Source organism: Kribbella sp. CA-247076 (genome assembly GCF_050942445.1).
In the GTDB taxonomy this organism is placed as follows: domain Bacteria; phylum Actinomycetota; class Actinomycetes; order Propionibacteriales; family Kribbellaceae; genus Kribbella.
Map to the genome: position 1 here is coordinate 6,901,548 of NZ_CP192051.1, position 15,333 is coordinate 6,916,880.

General features: G+C 71.3%; 13 protein-coding genes and 1 pseudogene. 5 read left to right on the forward strand and 9 right to left on the reverse strand.

What is annotated here, in order from left to right:
• Nucleotides 1–107: 107 nt before the first annotated feature.
• On the forward strand, nucleotides 108–566 hold the full coding sequence (locus tag ACQPYZ_RS32870; protein WP_433162891.1) for an NfeD family protein: 459 nt from the start codon (nucleotides 108–110) through the stop codon (nucleotides 564–566).
• Entirely contained in the window at nucleotides 542–1,465 is a 924-nt protein-coding gene (locus ACQPYZ_RS32875; RefSeq protein ID WP_433162893.1) for an SPFH domain-containing protein, read from the forward strand. Before ACQPYZ_RS32870 ends, ACQPYZ_RS32875 begins: the two co-directional genes overlap by 25 nt.
• Here the strand turns inward: ACQPYZ_RS32875 and ACQPYZ_RS32880 are convergent.
• A complete protein-coding gene (locus ACQPYZ_RS32880) occupies nucleotides 1,445–2,749 on the reverse strand; it encodes a hypothetical protein (RefSeq protein WP_433162895.1) in 1,305 nt (434 codons plus the stop codon). The two genes, ACQPYZ_RS32875 and ACQPYZ_RS32880, sit on opposite strands and share 21 nt — an antisense overlap.
• Nucleotides 2,750–2,851: 102 nt before the next feature.
• Complete coding sequence (locus tag ACQPYZ_RS32885) at nucleotides 2,852–3,526, reverse strand: hemerythrin domain-containing protein (protein WP_433162896.1); 675 nt, start codon at nucleotides 3,524–3,526, stop codon at nucleotides 2,852–2,854.
• A 99-nt stretch (nucleotides 3,527–3,625) separates the two neighbouring features.
• Here ACQPYZ_RS32885 and ACQPYZ_RS32890 point away from each other — a divergent pair, with 99 nt between their 5' ends.
• Nucleotides 3,626–6,880, forward strand: a complete 3,255-nt coding sequence (locus ACQPYZ_RS32890) for a BTAD domain-containing putative transcriptional regulator (RefSeq protein WP_433162897.1) — start codon at nucleotides 3,626–3,628, stop codon at nucleotides 6,878–6,880.
• Nucleotides 6,881–6,892: 12 nt separating this feature from the next.
• On the opposite strand, the gene ACQPYZ_RS32895 is transcribed toward ACQPYZ_RS32890, so the two are convergent.
• From ACQPYZ_RS32895 to ACQPYZ_RS32925, 7 genes are all read right to left on the reverse strand, one after another.
• Nucleotides 6,893–8,335 carry a multicopper oxidase family protein gene (locus ACQPYZ_RS32895; protein WP_433162898.1) on the reverse strand — a complete coding sequence of 481 codons (1,443 nt, stop codon included), beginning with the start codon at nucleotides 8,333–8,335 and terminating at the stop codon, nucleotides 6,893–6,895.
• A gap of 38 nt (nucleotides 8,336–8,373) precedes the next feature.
• On the reverse strand, nucleotides 8,374–8,814 hold the full coding sequence (locus tag ACQPYZ_RS32900) for a hypothetical protein (protein ID WP_433162900.1): 441 nt from the start codon (nucleotides 8,812–8,814) through the stop codon (nucleotides 8,374–8,376).
• Between the two features lie 100 nt (nucleotides 8,815–8,914).
• Nucleotides 8,915–9,676, reverse strand: a complete 762-nt coding sequence (locus tag ACQPYZ_RS32905; protein WP_433162901.1) for a type III pantothenate kinase — start codon at nucleotides 9,674–9,676, stop codon at nucleotides 8,915–8,917.
• Nucleotides 9,676–10,560: a carboxylating nicotinate-nucleotide diphosphorylase gene (gene nadC, locus ACQPYZ_RS32910; RefSeq protein WP_433162903.1), complete on the reverse strand. Its 885-nt coding sequence runs from the start codon at nucleotides 10,558–10,560 to the stop codon at nucleotides 9,676–9,678. Before nadC ends, ACQPYZ_RS32905 begins: the two co-directional genes overlap by 1 nt.
• On the reverse strand, nucleotides 10,553–12,217 hold the full coding sequence (locus ACQPYZ_RS32915) for an L-aspartate oxidase (protein WP_433162904.1): 1,665 nt from the start codon (nucleotides 12,215–12,217) through the stop codon (nucleotides 10,553–10,555). The genes nadC and ACQPYZ_RS32915 overlap by 8 nt, the downstream gene beginning before the upstream one ends.
• A 22-nt stretch (nucleotides 12,218–12,239) precedes the next feature.
• Entirely contained in the window at nucleotides 12,240–13,067 is an 828-nt protein-coding gene (panC, locus tag ACQPYZ_RS32920; protein WP_132314907.1) for a pantoate--beta-alanine ligase, read from the reverse strand.
• Nucleotides 13,064–13,966, reverse strand: coding sequence for a Rossmann-like and DUF2520 domain-containing protein (locus ACQPYZ_RS32925; RefSeq protein ID WP_433162907.1), 903 nt, complete (start codon nucleotides 13,964–13,966; stop codon nucleotides 13,064–13,066). Before ACQPYZ_RS32925 ends, panC begins: the two co-directional genes overlap by 4 nt.
• A gap of 76 nt (nucleotides 13,967–14,042) precedes the next feature.
• Between ACQPYZ_RS32925 and ACQPYZ_RS32930 the strand changes: the two genes are divergently transcribed.
• Both ACQPYZ_RS32930 and ACQPYZ_RS32935 read left to right on the forward strand, forming a co-directional pair.
• Nucleotides 14,043–14,594 (forward strand): 2'-5' RNA ligase family protein, encoded by a 552-nt coding sequence (locus tag ACQPYZ_RS32930; protein ID WP_433162909.1) that lies wholly within the window; start codon nucleotides 14,043–14,045, stop codon nucleotides 14,592–14,594.
• Between the two features lie 296 nt (nucleotides 14,595–14,890).
• Nucleotides 14,891–15,181: pseudogene (locus ACQPYZ_RS32935) on the forward strand (SAM-dependent methyltransferase); the annotation flags it as partial.
• Nucleotides 15,182–15,333 lie beyond the last annotated feature (152 nt).

Below are 15,333 nucleotides of genomic sequence, written 5' to 3' on the forward strand. Positions count from 1 at the left end.
TTGTCCCCGGGCCCGGTGCCGGAAGGAAGTTGAACTGTTACGTCCGCACCCGCGGATCCCGGGGTACCGTCGACAGAAGAGGTACTCTCCGCCGCCGGGTGGTCGCCATGCAGTCCTGGTTCCTGTGGTTGATCCTCGCCGCCGTTCTCGGCACCGCCGAGTTGATGACGGCGACCCTCGATCTGCTCCTGCTCGCCGTCGCCGCGCTTGCCGCGGCCGGAGTGGCCGGCCTGGGGCTGGGTGTCGGGCTGCAACTGCTCGCGTTCGCGGTCACCGCGGCCGCGATGATCACGCTGGTCCGGCCGGTGGCCCGCCGGCACCTGACCGCTCACCCGCACCTGCGCTCCGGGGTGGCCGCGCTGGTCGGCCGCGAGGCCGTCGTCCTGCGCCAGGTCGGCCGCGAGTCCGGCCGGGTCCGGCTCAACGGCGAGGAGTGGAGCGCACGGTCCTACGACCCCGACCTCGTCATCCCCGAGGGCACCTGGGTCGACGTCTTCGCCATCGAGGGGGCCACCGCCCTCGTTCATCCCCGGGAGGATCCATGGCCGAACTCATCTTCGGGGTGATCATCGCCCTGCTCGCCGTCGTCCTGGTGCTCCGGACGGTCCGGATCGTGCCGCAGGCGCGGGCCAGCAACGTCGAGCGCCTCGGCCGGTACCTGCGCACGCTGGAGCCCGGACTCAACATCGTCATCCCGTTCATCGACCGGCCCCGGCAGCTGATCGACCTGCGCGAGCAGGTGGTCTCGTTCGAGCCGCGCTCGGTGATCACCGAGGACAACCTGGTCGTCCACATCGACACCGTGCTGTACTTCCAGGTCACCGATCCGCGGGCGGCGGCGTACGAGATCGCCAACTACATCCAGGCGATCGAGCAGCTGACCGTGACCACGCTGCGCAACGTGATCGGCAGCCTCGACCTGGAGAAGGTGCTGACGTCGCGCGAGCACATCAACTCCACGCTGCGCGGGGTGCTCGACGAGGCCTCCGGCAAGTGGGGCATCCGGGTGAACCGGGTCGAGCTGAAGGGCATCGAGCCGCCGCCGTCGATCAAGGAGTCGATGGAGAAGCAGATGCGGGCCGAGCGGGAGAAGCGGGCCGCGATCCTGGCCGCCGAGGGCCAGCGGCAGTCCAAGATCCTGACCGCGGAAGGTGAGCGGCAGGCCGCCATCCTCCGGGCCGAGGGTCAGGCGAAGGCGATCGACACCGTCTTCGACGCGATCCACCGCAACGACCCGGACCCGAAACTGCTCGCGTACCAGTACCTGCAGATGCTGCCCGAGCTGGCCAAGGGTCCCGGCAACACGTTTTGGGTGATCCCGTCCGAGGTCACCTCGGCACTGCAGAACGTGACCAAGGCCTTCAACGGCATCGCGCCCGAGATCGCCGCGCCCGAGGTCGCCGCGCCGGAGATCGCCAACGGCCGGACGCCCGACACCGCGAGGTCAGCGGACGGTCAGGGGTAGTTGCGGGGTGATGGTCCCGCCCAGCGGGCGGCCGAACATCATCGCGCCCGGGATCACCCACCGGTAGGCGAAGCTCCCGGCCTGGGACGTCTTGAACAGCAGCGAGGCCTGGCCCTTGCGCATCGGCACCGCCTTCAGGTTCACCCAGCGCCGGGTCTGCCGGTTCCACGACTGCAGCATCACGGTGGAGTTCATCCGTGGGGTGACCGTCGTGTAGACCGACACGTTGTCGCCGCGCCGCTTCGCCGGACCGCCGACGAACCCGGCCGCGGCCACCCGGACCACGCTCTTGGTGTACGCCGGCCGGCTGGTGGACGGACCGGTGAGCACGCCGGCCCGGGTGTACGCCGGGACGGTGATCTTGTACGGCCGGCTCGGACCGTTGACCATCGGGATGTCGTAGTGCCCACCGGCGGTCGTCGAGCCGCGGGCCGCGGGCGTCCACCGGGCGCCCGGGGTCACCTGCGTGAGCACGACCACCGGCACACCGGCCGGGGTGGCCCGCCGCTGGACGCAGGCGGTGTCCGCCTCGCAGACGACCTCCTGGACGACGACCCGGCCGCGGACGTGCACCTGGATGCTGTACTGCGCCAGCGCGGGCACCGACCCGCTGATCGAGCTGGTCAGGCCGAGCACCTCCCCGCCCATCCGGGTGCTCCACTCGTTCTGCGCCCGCAACTGGAACAGGTACGGCGGCTGGAGGCTCTTGATCAGCTGCCGCGTCGACGTCGTCGCGGGGCCGATCGCCCGCATCGTCCCGCCGGGCCGGCCGACCATCGGCACGTAGCGCTGGGTCTTCGCACCCTTCACGTCCAGCGGGTCGTTCGGGGTGAAGTCCTGCGGCGCGACCGGCACCGACCACTTCATCAGCACCCCACGGCCCATCGGCGTCGCGCTTGCCCCGCCCGGCCGGACCGGTCCGTCGGTGTCGAACACCTCGGAGCGGGCGAGTTTGCTGGTCACGCCGCCCTGAGACGTCCCGGTCGCCACCGCGACCCGGTAGTTGCCGTCCGGCGGGAAGGCCGAGGTCGGGATCTCCCAGCTGTTCGGCTCGCCGGCGCCGACGTACTTGACGTACGACGGGCTGCTGCTCAGCACCCCCTCGATCGTGATCCGGTTGGGGGCGCCGTCGTCCTTCCAGCTCACCAGCACGCCACCACCGCCGCCGGCACTCTCACCGGCCCAGGCGACCCCCACGTCGGTGGGCATCGGATCCGACTGGCAGGCGGTCAGGGCGGAGGCGCCCAACAGCGCCGCCAGCCCGACGGCGAGCACCCGCCGCATCTGGACCACCTCGTTTCAGCTGCCTCACAACCGACCCGGGTGAACCTTACCCAGTCCCTACCCCCCATTCTGAACGACCGTTGCCGGATCGGTACCCCGCCGTCAGGGCGTGGCCGTGCCGTGGACGGCGAGGGCGTGCTTGCGAAACGCCCGCCGGGACAGCCGCGGCACGATCCAGCGGATCAGCACCGGAGTGTTCCCGACGATCCTGGCCACCACCTCCGGGTCACCCTCGTACTGCACCATTCCGAGTACCAACGGCATCTCCTGCTTCCGGAGCTTGGCCACCCCGGCCTCGCCGAGCTGGTTCCACTCCGCCTCGGTGACGGTGCGGGCGGCGATCGGGAGCAGCCGCTCCTCCTCCGCCTCGAGGTGCTCGACCAGGCTGACGTACAGCTCGTCGAGGAGCCGGGCGAGCTCGTCGGTGTCCGCCGGCCGGGCGGTGGCCCGCCACTGCGGGCGAAGCTGTTCGATCTCCGTCAGCAGCGCGCCGACACGCTCGTGCTGGGCCTCCATCAGGTGCACGATCGGCGCCAGCTCCTCCGGCACCCGGGCCAGCAGCTTCGGCCAGAGCAGCTCGTCCTCGCCGACGTGATGGTGATGCAGGACCGTGGTCAGGAACTCCAGATGGTCGGCGACGATCCGGGCCCGGCCGGTGTCGTCGGCGCCGACCGCCCGGACCACGCCCGGCGCGAGGCGGAACTCGCGGTGGAACATGGTGTGCACAGCGTTCATTTCCCGGGTGTCGATCGTCGTCGACGGCAGTCCGGCAGTCATGGCGTCCCCCTCAGGATCTCGGTGGATCCACTGTCCGGGTCGTCGCTTGCCATCGAATTGCGGACGACTTGCACCGCGGCGCGCCCTATCCTGCGGAGCATGCAGGTCCGGGTGCTCGGCGGCGTGGAGCTGGTCGTCGACGGATCGGCCGTCGACCTCGGCGGCCCGAAGCAGCGCGCGCTCCTGGCGATCCTGGTGGCCGCCGACGGCCAGGCCGTCTCGGCCGATCGGCTGGTGGACCTGCTCTGGGGCGACGAGCCGCCGGCCAAGGCCGTGGTCTCACTGCACGCGTACGTCGCCCGGCTCCGCCGGCTGCTCGAGCCGGTCCGTGAGCCGCGCGCACCGGCCACCGTCCTGGTCTCGCGCGCACCTGGCTACGCCCTGCTGCTCGACGGTATCGACGTGGACGCCCGCCAGTTCACCAGGCTGCTCGCGGACGCGGTCGGCGCGGACCCGGCCCGGACCGAGCACCTCCTGCAGACCGCACTCGACCTCTGGCACGGCGAAGCCTTCGGCGGACTGCCCGGTACGACGCCGGTCGTGCACGCCGAGGCGACCCGGCTGGAGGAGCTGCGGCTGACGGCGCTGGAGGACCTCTGGACCGCGCGACTCGCCCTCGGCCGGCACGCGCACGCCGTGCCGGAGCTCGAGCGCCTGGTCGAGAGACATCCGCTCCGCGAGCGGCTCTGGGCGCTCCTGGCGTTGGCGTTGTACCGCTCGTCCCGGCAGGCCGAAGCACTCGATGCGTTGCGGCGAGCGCGCCGCCGGCTGGTCGACGAGGCGGGTCTCGATCCAGGCGTGGAACTGCGCGACCTGGAGACCGCGATCCTGCGCCAGGCTCCCGACCTGCAGCTCCCCAGTACGTCCATCGGTCTCGCCGGCCGGGACATCCCTCTGCGCGAGGTCCGGCAGGCGTTGACGGAGGCGGCCGCCGGTCACGGTCGCGTCGTACTGGTGAGTGGCGAGGCCGGCATCGGCAAGACCTGTCTGGCGCAAGCTGTGGCCGAGCAGGCGAAGGCGGCCGGCTTCCGCTGCGGATGGGGTGGCTGGGAGCCCGATGCGAGTGCGCCGTTGTGGGGATGGCAGCAGTCCGTGCAGCAACTGTTCGGCGACACCGGCATCCTGAGGCAGGCCGGACCGGAGCCGATCGACACGGCCTCGTCGACCTTCCGGCTGGCCGGTGCGCTCGTCGACGCCCTGCGTACTGAGGGAGCGTCGCTGCTGGTGCTCGACGACCTGCACTGGGCCGACGCGGACAGTCTGCGGCTGCTGCGACGCGTCGCGGCCACGCTGTCCGACGTACCCGCGCTGCTGCTGGTCACCTGCCGGGACACCGAGTCCGACATCAGCTCGCCGGTGGCCGAGGTGCTCGCAGCACTCGCCCGGTTCGAGCCGGTGCGGATCCGTCTCGACGGCCTGGACGAGGCGGCCGTCCAGGCCCAGGTACAGCGGCAGACCGGGGTCGAGGTGGATGCCAGAGTTGCCGCGGCGATCCGGGGGCGGACCGACGGCAATCCCTTCTACGTCAATGAGTTCGTCCGGCTGCTGGCGGCGGCCGGTGATCTGTCCGATCCGGCGGCCTCGTCCTGGCGGGAGGTTCCCGGCGGGGTGCGGGACGTGGTCCGGCAACGCCTGGCGCAGCTTCCCGGCGAGGCCGGCGACCTCCTCGCGACCGCGGCCGTGCTGGGCCGGTCGTTCGAGCTGGACGTCCTCCAGGCCGCCGTCGAGGCTCCGGCGGAGGTGCTCGACGATGCCGTCGGGGCGGCGTTGCGTTCCGGTCTGCTCGAGGAGGAGACACCCAACCGGTACCGGTTCACCCACGCCCTCGTCCGCGACGCCATCTATCGCTCGATGACCGCGCCTGCCCGCTCGCGGGCCCATGCTCGCGTCGCACAGGCCCTCGAACGCCGGCGCATCGGCCATCTCGAACCCCACACCGCACAACTCGCCGAGCACTACCGGCTGGCGGGACCTGTGCACGCGCGATCGGCCTGGACGTTCGCGAACCGTGCCGCCCGGCGAGCGGCTGACCGCTCGACCCATGACGAAGCAACCCGGCTGTTCCGGATGGCTGCCGAGTTGCAGGACCAGGACCCACTCGTGACCGCGGCAGAACGAGAGGCGGCGCGGGCCGGACTCGGCCAGGCGCTGCACTGGTCGGGCCGTCCGCTCGAGGCCTGGGCTTCACTCGCCGACGCAGCTCAGTCGGCGCTCCAGCACGGAGAGGCCGTCAAGGCCGCTCGAGCGCTGGTGGTCATCACTGCGGGCGCCATCTGGACGTGGCGTGAGTATCCGGTGCCCGACCAGGCCGCGATCGACCTTTGGGAGCAAGTCCTGGCGAAGCTCCCTGGCTCGGAGGCGCTGCTGCGAGCGCAGGTCCAGGCTGCGCTGGCGATCGAGCTGCTGTACCAACCGGGCGCTGCCAACCGCGCAACGGCGCTGGTCACCGAAGCCGTGCGGGTGACCAGGAGAGCGGGCTCTGCGAAGCAGCTGGTCCGGGTTCTTCAGTTGGGGCACCTGGCGCAGCAGCGGCCGGATCTGCTCGATCGCCGGATCGCGATCGCCGACGAGCTCGTGACCCTGGCGGGCCGGATCGGCGATCCCGCTGAACTCGCCGCTGCGCTGTGCAAACGAGCCGTCGACCGCGCCGAGGCCGGTGCGTGGGCGAGTGCGGTCAGTGACCTGCACCGCGCGTACGGGATCGCCGAGCAGCACCAATTCGTGCCGGCGATGGTGGTGGCGACTGCGGGACTGTCCTTGGAGCGCCAGGCAGTCGGAGACTTCGCCGGCGCCGAGGAAGCGATCGAACGACTCCAGATCCTGCAGGCCACCGTGTCGATGGCGCCGGAGGCCTTGGTCCCCGCGCACTACGCTGCCCTGCGGATGTTCCAGGGCCGGCTGGCCGAGCTCGAGCCCGCGCTTCGGGCCACGACCCAGGGCCAACCCGTGTTCCGCGACTTCCACGCGCTCGCACTGCTCGCCGGTTCGCGGACCGACGAGGCCCGCATGCTGCTCGGCGACTGGTCCGAGCAACCCCCGCTGAACTGGGACTTCGCCTGGATCGTCCTGACTATCCTGCGGGCCCGGGTCTGGCTCGGCCTCGGCGACGCCCGGGCGATCGCCGACCTGCGGGCACAGCTGGCGCCGTTCGCGGACCGGCTGGCCGTGGGCGGCCTGGGCTCGTTCTTCCTGGGTAGTGTCCACCACACGCTCGGCGAGCTCGCGTTGGCCGCCGGTGACCGGGCGGCCGCGCGGGAGCATCTGCTGAAGGCCCTGGAGATCCACGAGCGGCTCGGGTTCGCGGCGTTCGCCTTGGCGACCGGAGCTCTGCTGCGGCGTACCGACCTGCCGTGACTTGCCCGACGCCTATTCGGGCTCGTTGCCGGTGGGGCCGCCGAGGTGGAACTTCGTCGTCACGCCGCTGTACATCAGGTGGGTGACCAGCCCCTGGGCCGCGTGCGGCAGGTTGTGGCAGTGGTCCATCCAGACGCCCGGGTTGTCCGCGACGAACGCGATCTCGAAGGACTCGTCGTCCTCGACGTTCAGCGAGTCGGTCCACCACGGGCTGCCGGTGGCGGCGACCCCGTTGCGGCTGAGGACGACGACGTGGTGCCCGTGCAGGTGCATCGGGTGGACCTGGCCGGAGGTGTTCCGCACCGTCATCCGGACCACGTCCCCCTCGGTCACCATGAACATCGGTACGTCGGGGAACTGCCGCCCGTTGATCGTCCACCACAGCCCCGGCCGGCCGTCGAAGAACCCGGGCCGCCGGCCGATGTCGTACTGGAACACCCGGGTCGCGCCGGCCGGGTCGAAACCGAGATCCCCCGGCTTCCCGTAGGACAGCAGGTCGACCCGGTCCCGTGGCTCGGCACCCGCCGGGGCGTCGCCCTCGCCGATCACCAGGGACGTCGGGCCACCACCGAGACCGACCCGGATCGCCGACCCCGGCGGCATCGTGACCTGCAGGTCGATCCGGCCGCCCGCCGTGACGAGCACCGACTTGCCTTCCACCGGCGGCGGCGCGTTGATTTCGGTCCCGTCCACCGCGACCACCGTGTACGGCGCTCCGTCGACCCAGGCCGCCCACGGTCCGTTGTCGGTGTTGATCAACCGGACCCGGACCGTCGATCCGGGTGCGGCCACCCGGCGTTCGCCGTACCCGCCGTTGACCGTCCGGACCTTGTCGTAAGTGTGCACGGCCGCGACCACGTCGGCGGCGGTCGGCTCCACGATCAGCACTCCCCACAGGCCCTTCTTCACCTGGTCGTGGGAGACCTGGTGGGAGTGGTACCAGTACGTGCCGACGTCCTCGGCGACGAACCGGTACACATGTGACTGCCCCGGCAGGACCGCGTCCTGGGTCACCCCGGCGACCCCGTCCTCGCCTGCGGGTACGTCGACGCCGTGCCAGTGCAGCGTGATGCCGTCCGGCACAGACTCGTTGTGCAGGGTGACCTGGACGAGGTCCCCCTTCCGCGCGACGATCTGGGGTCCGGGTGAGGTGTGGTTCAGCGTGAAGCCGTCCATCGAGCCGCGGCCGGGAATCTCGAACGGCTCCTCGCGGGCAACCAGGTCGACGGCGACGTCCGGCGTACCGGAGGGACCTCTGAGCGTGCTGACGTCCTGGCCATGATGCGCGTGGTCCGCGTGCGTCGCCGGGCCGCCGCCGTAGTCGGCGTACCCCATCTCCATCGCGGACAGGTCGCCGGGCACCAGGCTGCGCTGCCAGAACCACGCGAGCGGCGCCAGGACGACGAGCGTCGCCACGACCGCGATCACGGTGCGGCGACGTGGCCGCCGGGCCATCAGCCCGCGGCCACGTGCGAGTCAGTTGCCAACAGCATCTATCTGGCCGCCTCGGCCGGCGTCTCCGCCGGTGCCGTCGCCTGCGCGGACGCTGCCCGGCGGGCGGCCATGCTCGCGACCCCGGCCAGGGCGAACGCGTTCAGCCCGTGCAGCGTGCCGACGACCGGCGCACCGAAGGACACGAACGCGAGCGCGATCTGCAGCACCACCAGGCCGACCACGAACAGCGCCCACTTGACTCCGCCCTGGATCTTGGCGAAGAACGAGACGATCAGCAGCAGCAGCGCGATCACCGGGATGGCGATCATCCCGATCCAGCCGTGCGCCAGGTGGCCGAAGTTGAGATCGGTGTTCTTGTCGATGACCAGGCCGTCGTCCATGTCCTTGATCGCGGTGAACCAGGCGAGCGCGATCGACATCGCCTGGACCACGACGCCGACGGCGACCAGGCCGGCCAGTGCTCGGTAGACAGACTTCATGTTCTCCCCCACCCCCGGAAGTCGTTCACCTCATAGTGATCCCGGCCACATCAGCGCACAAGGGGTTTTGCCCGTCGGGGCATTTCTGGCACTCGGCGGTCTAGTTGTTCCGGGCAAAGGCCCGGTACAGGCCGTGCAGAGTCAGTAGCGGTTCGTTGCGAACCGGGGTCGTCAGCTGCCCGGCCAGCAGTGGTGCGAGTGCTCCGGTGAGCACGACCGCGGTGTCGCCGTCGAGGGACTGCTCGGCGCGGATCCGGGTGACGAGACCGTCGACCAGTGCCGCGAAGCCGTGGATCGCGCCGGACTGCAGGGCCTCGACCGTGTTCTTCGCGACCACCGAGCGCGGCCGGACGAGCTCCACCCGGCGCAACTGGGCAGCGGCGTGACCGAGGGCGTCGGTGGCGGTCTCGATGCCAGGGGCAATCACTCCGCCGACGAACGCGCCGGCCGGGTTGACCACGTCGATCGTGATCGCCGTCCCCACGTCGACGATCAGGCACGGAGCGCCGTACAGATGGACGGCCGCGAGCGCGTTGGCGATCCGGTCGGTGCCGACCTCGCGCGGGTTGTCGACCAGCACCGGCAGCCCGGTTTTCACACCCGGCTCGACCACGACACTCGGTACGTCGTGGTAGTACCGCGCCACCAGATCCCGCAGCTCGTGCAGGACGTGCGGTACGGCGGAGCACACCGCGATCCCGGACACCGGTGACTCTCCGGCCAGCAGGCCCTGCAGGAGCACTGCCCACTCGTCGGCCGTCCGCCGGCTGTCCGTGCCGACCCACCAGTGCCGTTTGACCGTGCCCTCGAACACCAGGCCGACGAGGGTCCTGGTGTTCTCGACGGCGACGGCGAGCAGCATCAGGAGTCCCCGTGATCCATCTCGGAGCCCGGCTCGGCCCGCAGGTCCAGCGCGATGTCGAGCACCGGCGCCGAGTGCGTGAGCGCACCGACCGCGAGGTAGTCGACGCCGGTCTCGGCCACGGCGCGGGCCCGGTCCAGGGTCAGGCCACCGGAGGCCTCGAGCCTCGCCCGGCCGGCCACCTTCTCGACCGCCTCGCGCAGCAGCGGGAGGTCCATGTTGTCCAGCAGGATCAGCTCGGCGCCGGACTCGACCGCGATCAGCGCGTCGTCGACCGAGTCCACCTCGACCTCGACGGACAGCTCCGGGTAGGCCTTGCGGACCAGCCGGAACGCCTCGGCCACCCCGCCGGCCGCGATCACGTGGTTGTCCTTGATCAGCGCCGCGTCGGACAGGCCCATCCGGTGGTTCTGGCCGCCGCCGCAGCGAACGGCGTACTTCTCCAGCGACCGCAGCAGCGGCATCGTCTTGCGGGTGTCGCGGATGACCGCGCCGGTGCCCTCGACCGCGTCCACCCAGCGCCGGGTCAGCGTGGCCACGCCGGACAGGTGGCAGAGCAGGTTCAGCGTCGTCCGCTCGGCGGTCAGCAGCTGCCGGGTCTTGCCGCGGATCGTCATCAGCACGTCGCCCCGATGGACGGTCGCGCCGTCGGTGACGGAGTACTCGAGCTCGACCTCCGCCGGGGCCGCGACCAGCCGGATCACCAGCTCGGCGATCTCCAGGCCGGCGACCACGCCGTCTGCCCGGGCGACGAGCTCGGCGACCGAGACCTGGTCCGGGTCGATGGTGGCGGTGGTGGTGACGTCTACTCCGCCGGCCAGGTCCTCCTCGATCGTGGCCCGCACGAGGTCGGCGACCCATTGCCGGTCGACAGTGTCATCCATGCCGGTCATTCTCCTCGGTCTGGTGCGGGACGAACGTCGTCCGCGGAACGGCCTGGTCGCCGTCCGGCGACAACGTGAGGTCCAGGTTGCCCGACCACCGCGCGTCGTCGCGATCGGGGTGGTCCTCCCGCCAGTGCGACCCGCGGCTCTCCTCCCGGGCGGTCGCCGCGGCGATCAGCGCGGAGGCCACCGTGACCAGGTTGGTCGCCTCCCAGCCCGGCGTACCCGGCACTCCGGCGGGTTGCTGGATCAGCTTGCCGAGCGTGGCGCCCGCCTCCGCGAGACCGGTGGCGCTGCGGATCACCCCGGCACCCACGGTCATCACCCGCTGCACGTCCGGTACGACGTCCGCGTCGACCAGACCGGGGACGCGGGTGTCCTGGACCGGCTCGCGCAGCTCGGGCAGGCCGCGGGACAGCTGGGTGGCGATCCGCCGGGCGAACACGAGCCCTTCGAGCAGGGAGTTCGAGGCGAGCCGGTTGGCGCCGTGCACTCCGGTGCACGCGACCTCCCCGCACGCGTACAGGCCGGGCACCGACGTCTGACCGTGCAGGTCGGTCCACACGCCGCCGGACGAGTAGTGACAGGCCGGCGCGACCGGGATCAGTTCGCGGACGGGGTCGATCCCGTGCGAGCGGCAGGACGCCAGGATGGTCGGAAACCGGACCCGCCACTTCTCGTCGCCGAAGTGCCGGGCGTCCAGGAAGACGTGATCCTTGCCACTAGCAAGCATCTGCCGCATGATCGCTTTCGCCACGACATCCCGCGGCGCCAGGTCGGCCAGCTCGTGCTGACCCTGCAGGAACCGGTTGCCCTCGTGGTCGACCAGGAACGCGCCCTCGCCGCGGACCGCCTCGGACACCAACGGCTGCTGGCCTTTGGCGCTCTTGCCCAGCCAGAGCACGGTCGGGTGGAACTGCACGAACTCGAGGTCGCGCACCTTCGCCCCGGCCCGCAACGCCAGCGCCATCCCGTCACCCGTCGACACGCTAGGGTTCGTCGTCGCGGCGTACAACTGGCCGATGCCGCCGGAGGCGAGGATCACCGCCCGGCTGCGGATCGCGCCGACGCCGTCCAGTTGGCCCTCGCCCATCACGTGCAGGGTGACGCCGGCGACCGCTCCGTCCGCGGCGGTCAGCAGGTCGATCACGAGCGCGTGCTCGATCAGGCGGATGTCGGGCGCCCGCTTCACCGCGGCGACCAGGGCCCGCTCGACCTCCGCGCCGGTGGCGTCACCGCCGGCGTGCACGATCCGGTTGCGGTGGTGCCCGCCCTCGCGGGTCAGCGACAGGTCCCCGTCGACGGTGTCGAACCGCGCGCCGAGGTCGATCAGGTCCCGGACGGCGTCCGGCCCGTCGGTGACCAACGCCCGTACGGCGTCCGGATCGCAGAGGCCGGCGCCCGCGACCAGGGTGTCGTGCAGGTGCTCCTCGGGCGAGTCCTCGGGGCTGAGGGCGGCGGCGATCCCGCCCTGGGCCCACTGGGTCGACCCGGAGGCAACGACGTCCTTCGTCACCACCAGCACGGACCCGAGCTCCCGGGCCTCGAGCGCGGCGGTCAGCCCGGCGATCCCGGACCCGATCACCACCACGTCGACGCTGTCGGTCCAACCAGGCTCAGGCGCGGCGAGTCGCTGCGGGACTGCAGGTGCGGTCATCACGCGACCGTATCAATCGATTTCACCTGAGCGTGATGGAAATGTTGTCAATGAGACGGGTGGTGCCGATCCGGGCGGCGATCAGCATGCGGGCCTCGCCGGGGCCGATCACCGGGCCGAGATCCGGCGCGCGCAGCGCCAGGTAGTCGATCTTCACCGACGGGACCGCCTCGAGCTCGGCCTGGGCCGCGGCCATCACCGCGTCCGGACCGTTCATCCCCGCCTTGGCTCCGGCGGTGAGCGCCCGGTAGAGCACGAGGGCCTCGTCACGCTCGGTCTCGTCCAGATACCGGTTGCGTGAGGACAGCGCGAGACCGTCGGCCTCGCGCACCGTCGGCACCGGCACGATGTCGACGTCCCAGTCCAGGTCGCAGACCATCTCGCGGATCAGCGTGAGCTGCTGGTAGTCCTTCTCGCCGAACAGCGCCAGGTCCGGCGCGGTCAGGTGCAGCATCTTCGCGACCACGGTGAGCACGCCGGCGAAGTGGCCCGGCCGGACCATGCCCTCCAGCTCGTCGGCCAGCGGCCCGGGGTGCACGGTGATCGACGGCTCGTTCGGGTAGAGCTCGTCCCGGGACGGATTGAAGACCAGGTCGACGCCCTCGTTCTTGGCGATCGCCAGGTCGCTGGCCAGCGTGCGCGGATAGCGGTCGAAGTCCTCGGCAGGCCCGAACTGCAACGGGTTCACGAAGATCGTCAGGACGACGCTGCCGTCCGGCCCGACCCGCTCGCGGGCCTCGGCGAGCAGGGCCGCGTGACCTTCGTGCAGGGCGCCCATCGTCATCACGACCGCCCGGGGCCGGATCGCCGCGGCCGCCCGCAGCTCGGCCTTGGTCTGGGTGAGTCTCATCGCGGTGCCTCCCCTGTCCGATACCGCTCGCCTGCCACTCCGTCCGGCACCAGACCGTCCGGCACCAGACCGTCCGGCACCGGCCCGTCCAGCACCTCCGCGAACCGCGCCGCCGTGTCCGGATCCAGCCGTCCGTCCGCCGCCGCCAGGTCCACCGTCGCCCGGGCCAGCTCGGCGTACGTGCGGTGGACCCGGTCCCGCAGTACGGCAAGATGCGCTGCCACCGTGTCGACATCGCCCCGGGCGATCGGCCCGGTGAGCGCATGATGACCGGATCGCAGCGTGTTGTCGAGGGTTGCGGTGACCAGCGGCCGGAGTGTCGCCGCCGGATCCGCGACGCCGGCCGCCCGCAGTACGTCGACGGCCTGCGAGAGCAACGTTGTCAGGTGATTCGCGCCGTGGACGAGACCCGCGTGGTACCGCGCACGGTGCTCCTCGGCCACCCACTGCACCTGACCGCCGAGCGACTTCACCAAGCGCTCGACCAGCTCCCTGGCCGCGTCGGGCGCGGTCGCCGTGAACATGACCCCGTCGAGGCTGACCGGGCCGCCGGGAAACGTCATCGCGGGATGCAGCGCGACCGGGACCGCCTCGGACGCCCTCAACGGCTCGAGGCCGTGCGCTCCGGACAGATGGACGACGTACTGCGCACTCGTGAGCGGAAGCTGGTCGACGACCTCGCCGATCAGGTCGTCCGGTACGGCGACCAGGACCACGTCGGCGCGTTCGGCGACCTCGCCGGCCGTCAGCACCGGTACGTGGGGAAGAAGCCGGGTGGCGCGTTCACGTGACGCGCCCGACCGGGCGGTGACGCCGACCAGGGGATGCCCGGCGGCCGCCAAGGCTGCTCCCACGGCGGTTCCGGCCCGGCCGGCTCCGATCAAGCCGATCCGTTCCATACTCACCCTCTTCGTTCCAGTCCCGCACGGGTACCAGACGATCCACCTTCAGCGTAGGTGATGAGAGCATGCGGGAGTGAGTGACGCGTGGGCCGGACGGAACGGATTGACCGCGATTCTGATCACAGCGCCCGAGTTGGCCGACTTCACCGACCGGTGGCGGTCGGTGTCGCGGTCCAGTGCGCGGCCGCACGTCTCACTGAGCGAGCTGATTCCACCGCACGTCACCGTGTTGATCCCGTGGGTCGCCGACCCGGACGATGCGGACGTGCGCCGGCTCGAGGAGGCGGTGTCGACGTTCGAGCCGTTCGAGCTCAGCTTCCCGACGGCCGGAGAGTTCCCCGGCGGCACGGCCTGGTTGAAGCCCGAGCCGTTCGACAAGGTGCGCTCGCTGTTGTTCGCGGTCTACGGGGCGTTCCCCGAATGCCCGCCGTACGGCGGTGAGTTTCCCGACCCGCATCCGCACCTGACCATCTCGGCCGGTTCGGACCGCGGTTCCGACGTCGTCCGGGAGGCTTCGGCGGCGCTCGCGGAGACGCCGGCGCCGACCACCGTGCTGACCGAGTTGGGCCTGTGGCATGAGGGTGACGACGGGGTGTGGCGGCAATTCGGCGCCGTCGCGTTGTGAGCGGCTTCCGCGAGGCATGGGAGGCCGCGCTCTACGGGCCGGACGGGTTCTACCGGCGGGAGCGGCCGGCGGCGCACTTCCGGACGTCGGTGCACGCGTCCGCGCTGTTCGGCCAGGCGCTCGCACGGTTGGCCCGAGCTGTCGGCGCTGAGCAGGTCGTGGATGTCGGCGCCGGCTCCGGTGAGTTGGGCGAGGTGGTGCGGGCCGAAGGGTTGTCGGTCGTCGAGGTGGAGCTGGACGACGAGCTACCGGCCGTCATCCAGGGGCTGGTCGTCGCGAACGAGTGGCTGGACAACGTGCCGTGTGACCTCGCCGAGCTCGACGACGACGGCGTACCCCGGTATCTGCTGGCCGACTGGTCGCTCGGTGATGTTGTCACCGGCAACGACCTGCGATGGCTCGAGCAGTGGTGGCCGTTGCGGGAGCCGGGTGATCGCGCGGAGATCGGTACGTCGCGCGATCGGGCCTGGGCGTCGGTGGTCGAGCGGCTCGCGGACGGCGGGCTCGCGGTGGCGATCGACTACGGGCATGTGCGGGCCGGGCGGCCGCCGTACGGGACGGTGACCGGCTTCCGCGCCGGCCGCGAGTGCGAGCCGGTGCTGGACGGCTCCTGCGATGTCACCGCCCATGTGGCCCTCGACTCGCTGGGTGGATCGCTCGTCCGGCAACGAGACGCTCTGCGCGCTCTCGGTGTGAGCGCGACCCGCCCGAGCCTCGAGCTGGCTCAGGCGGATCCGCT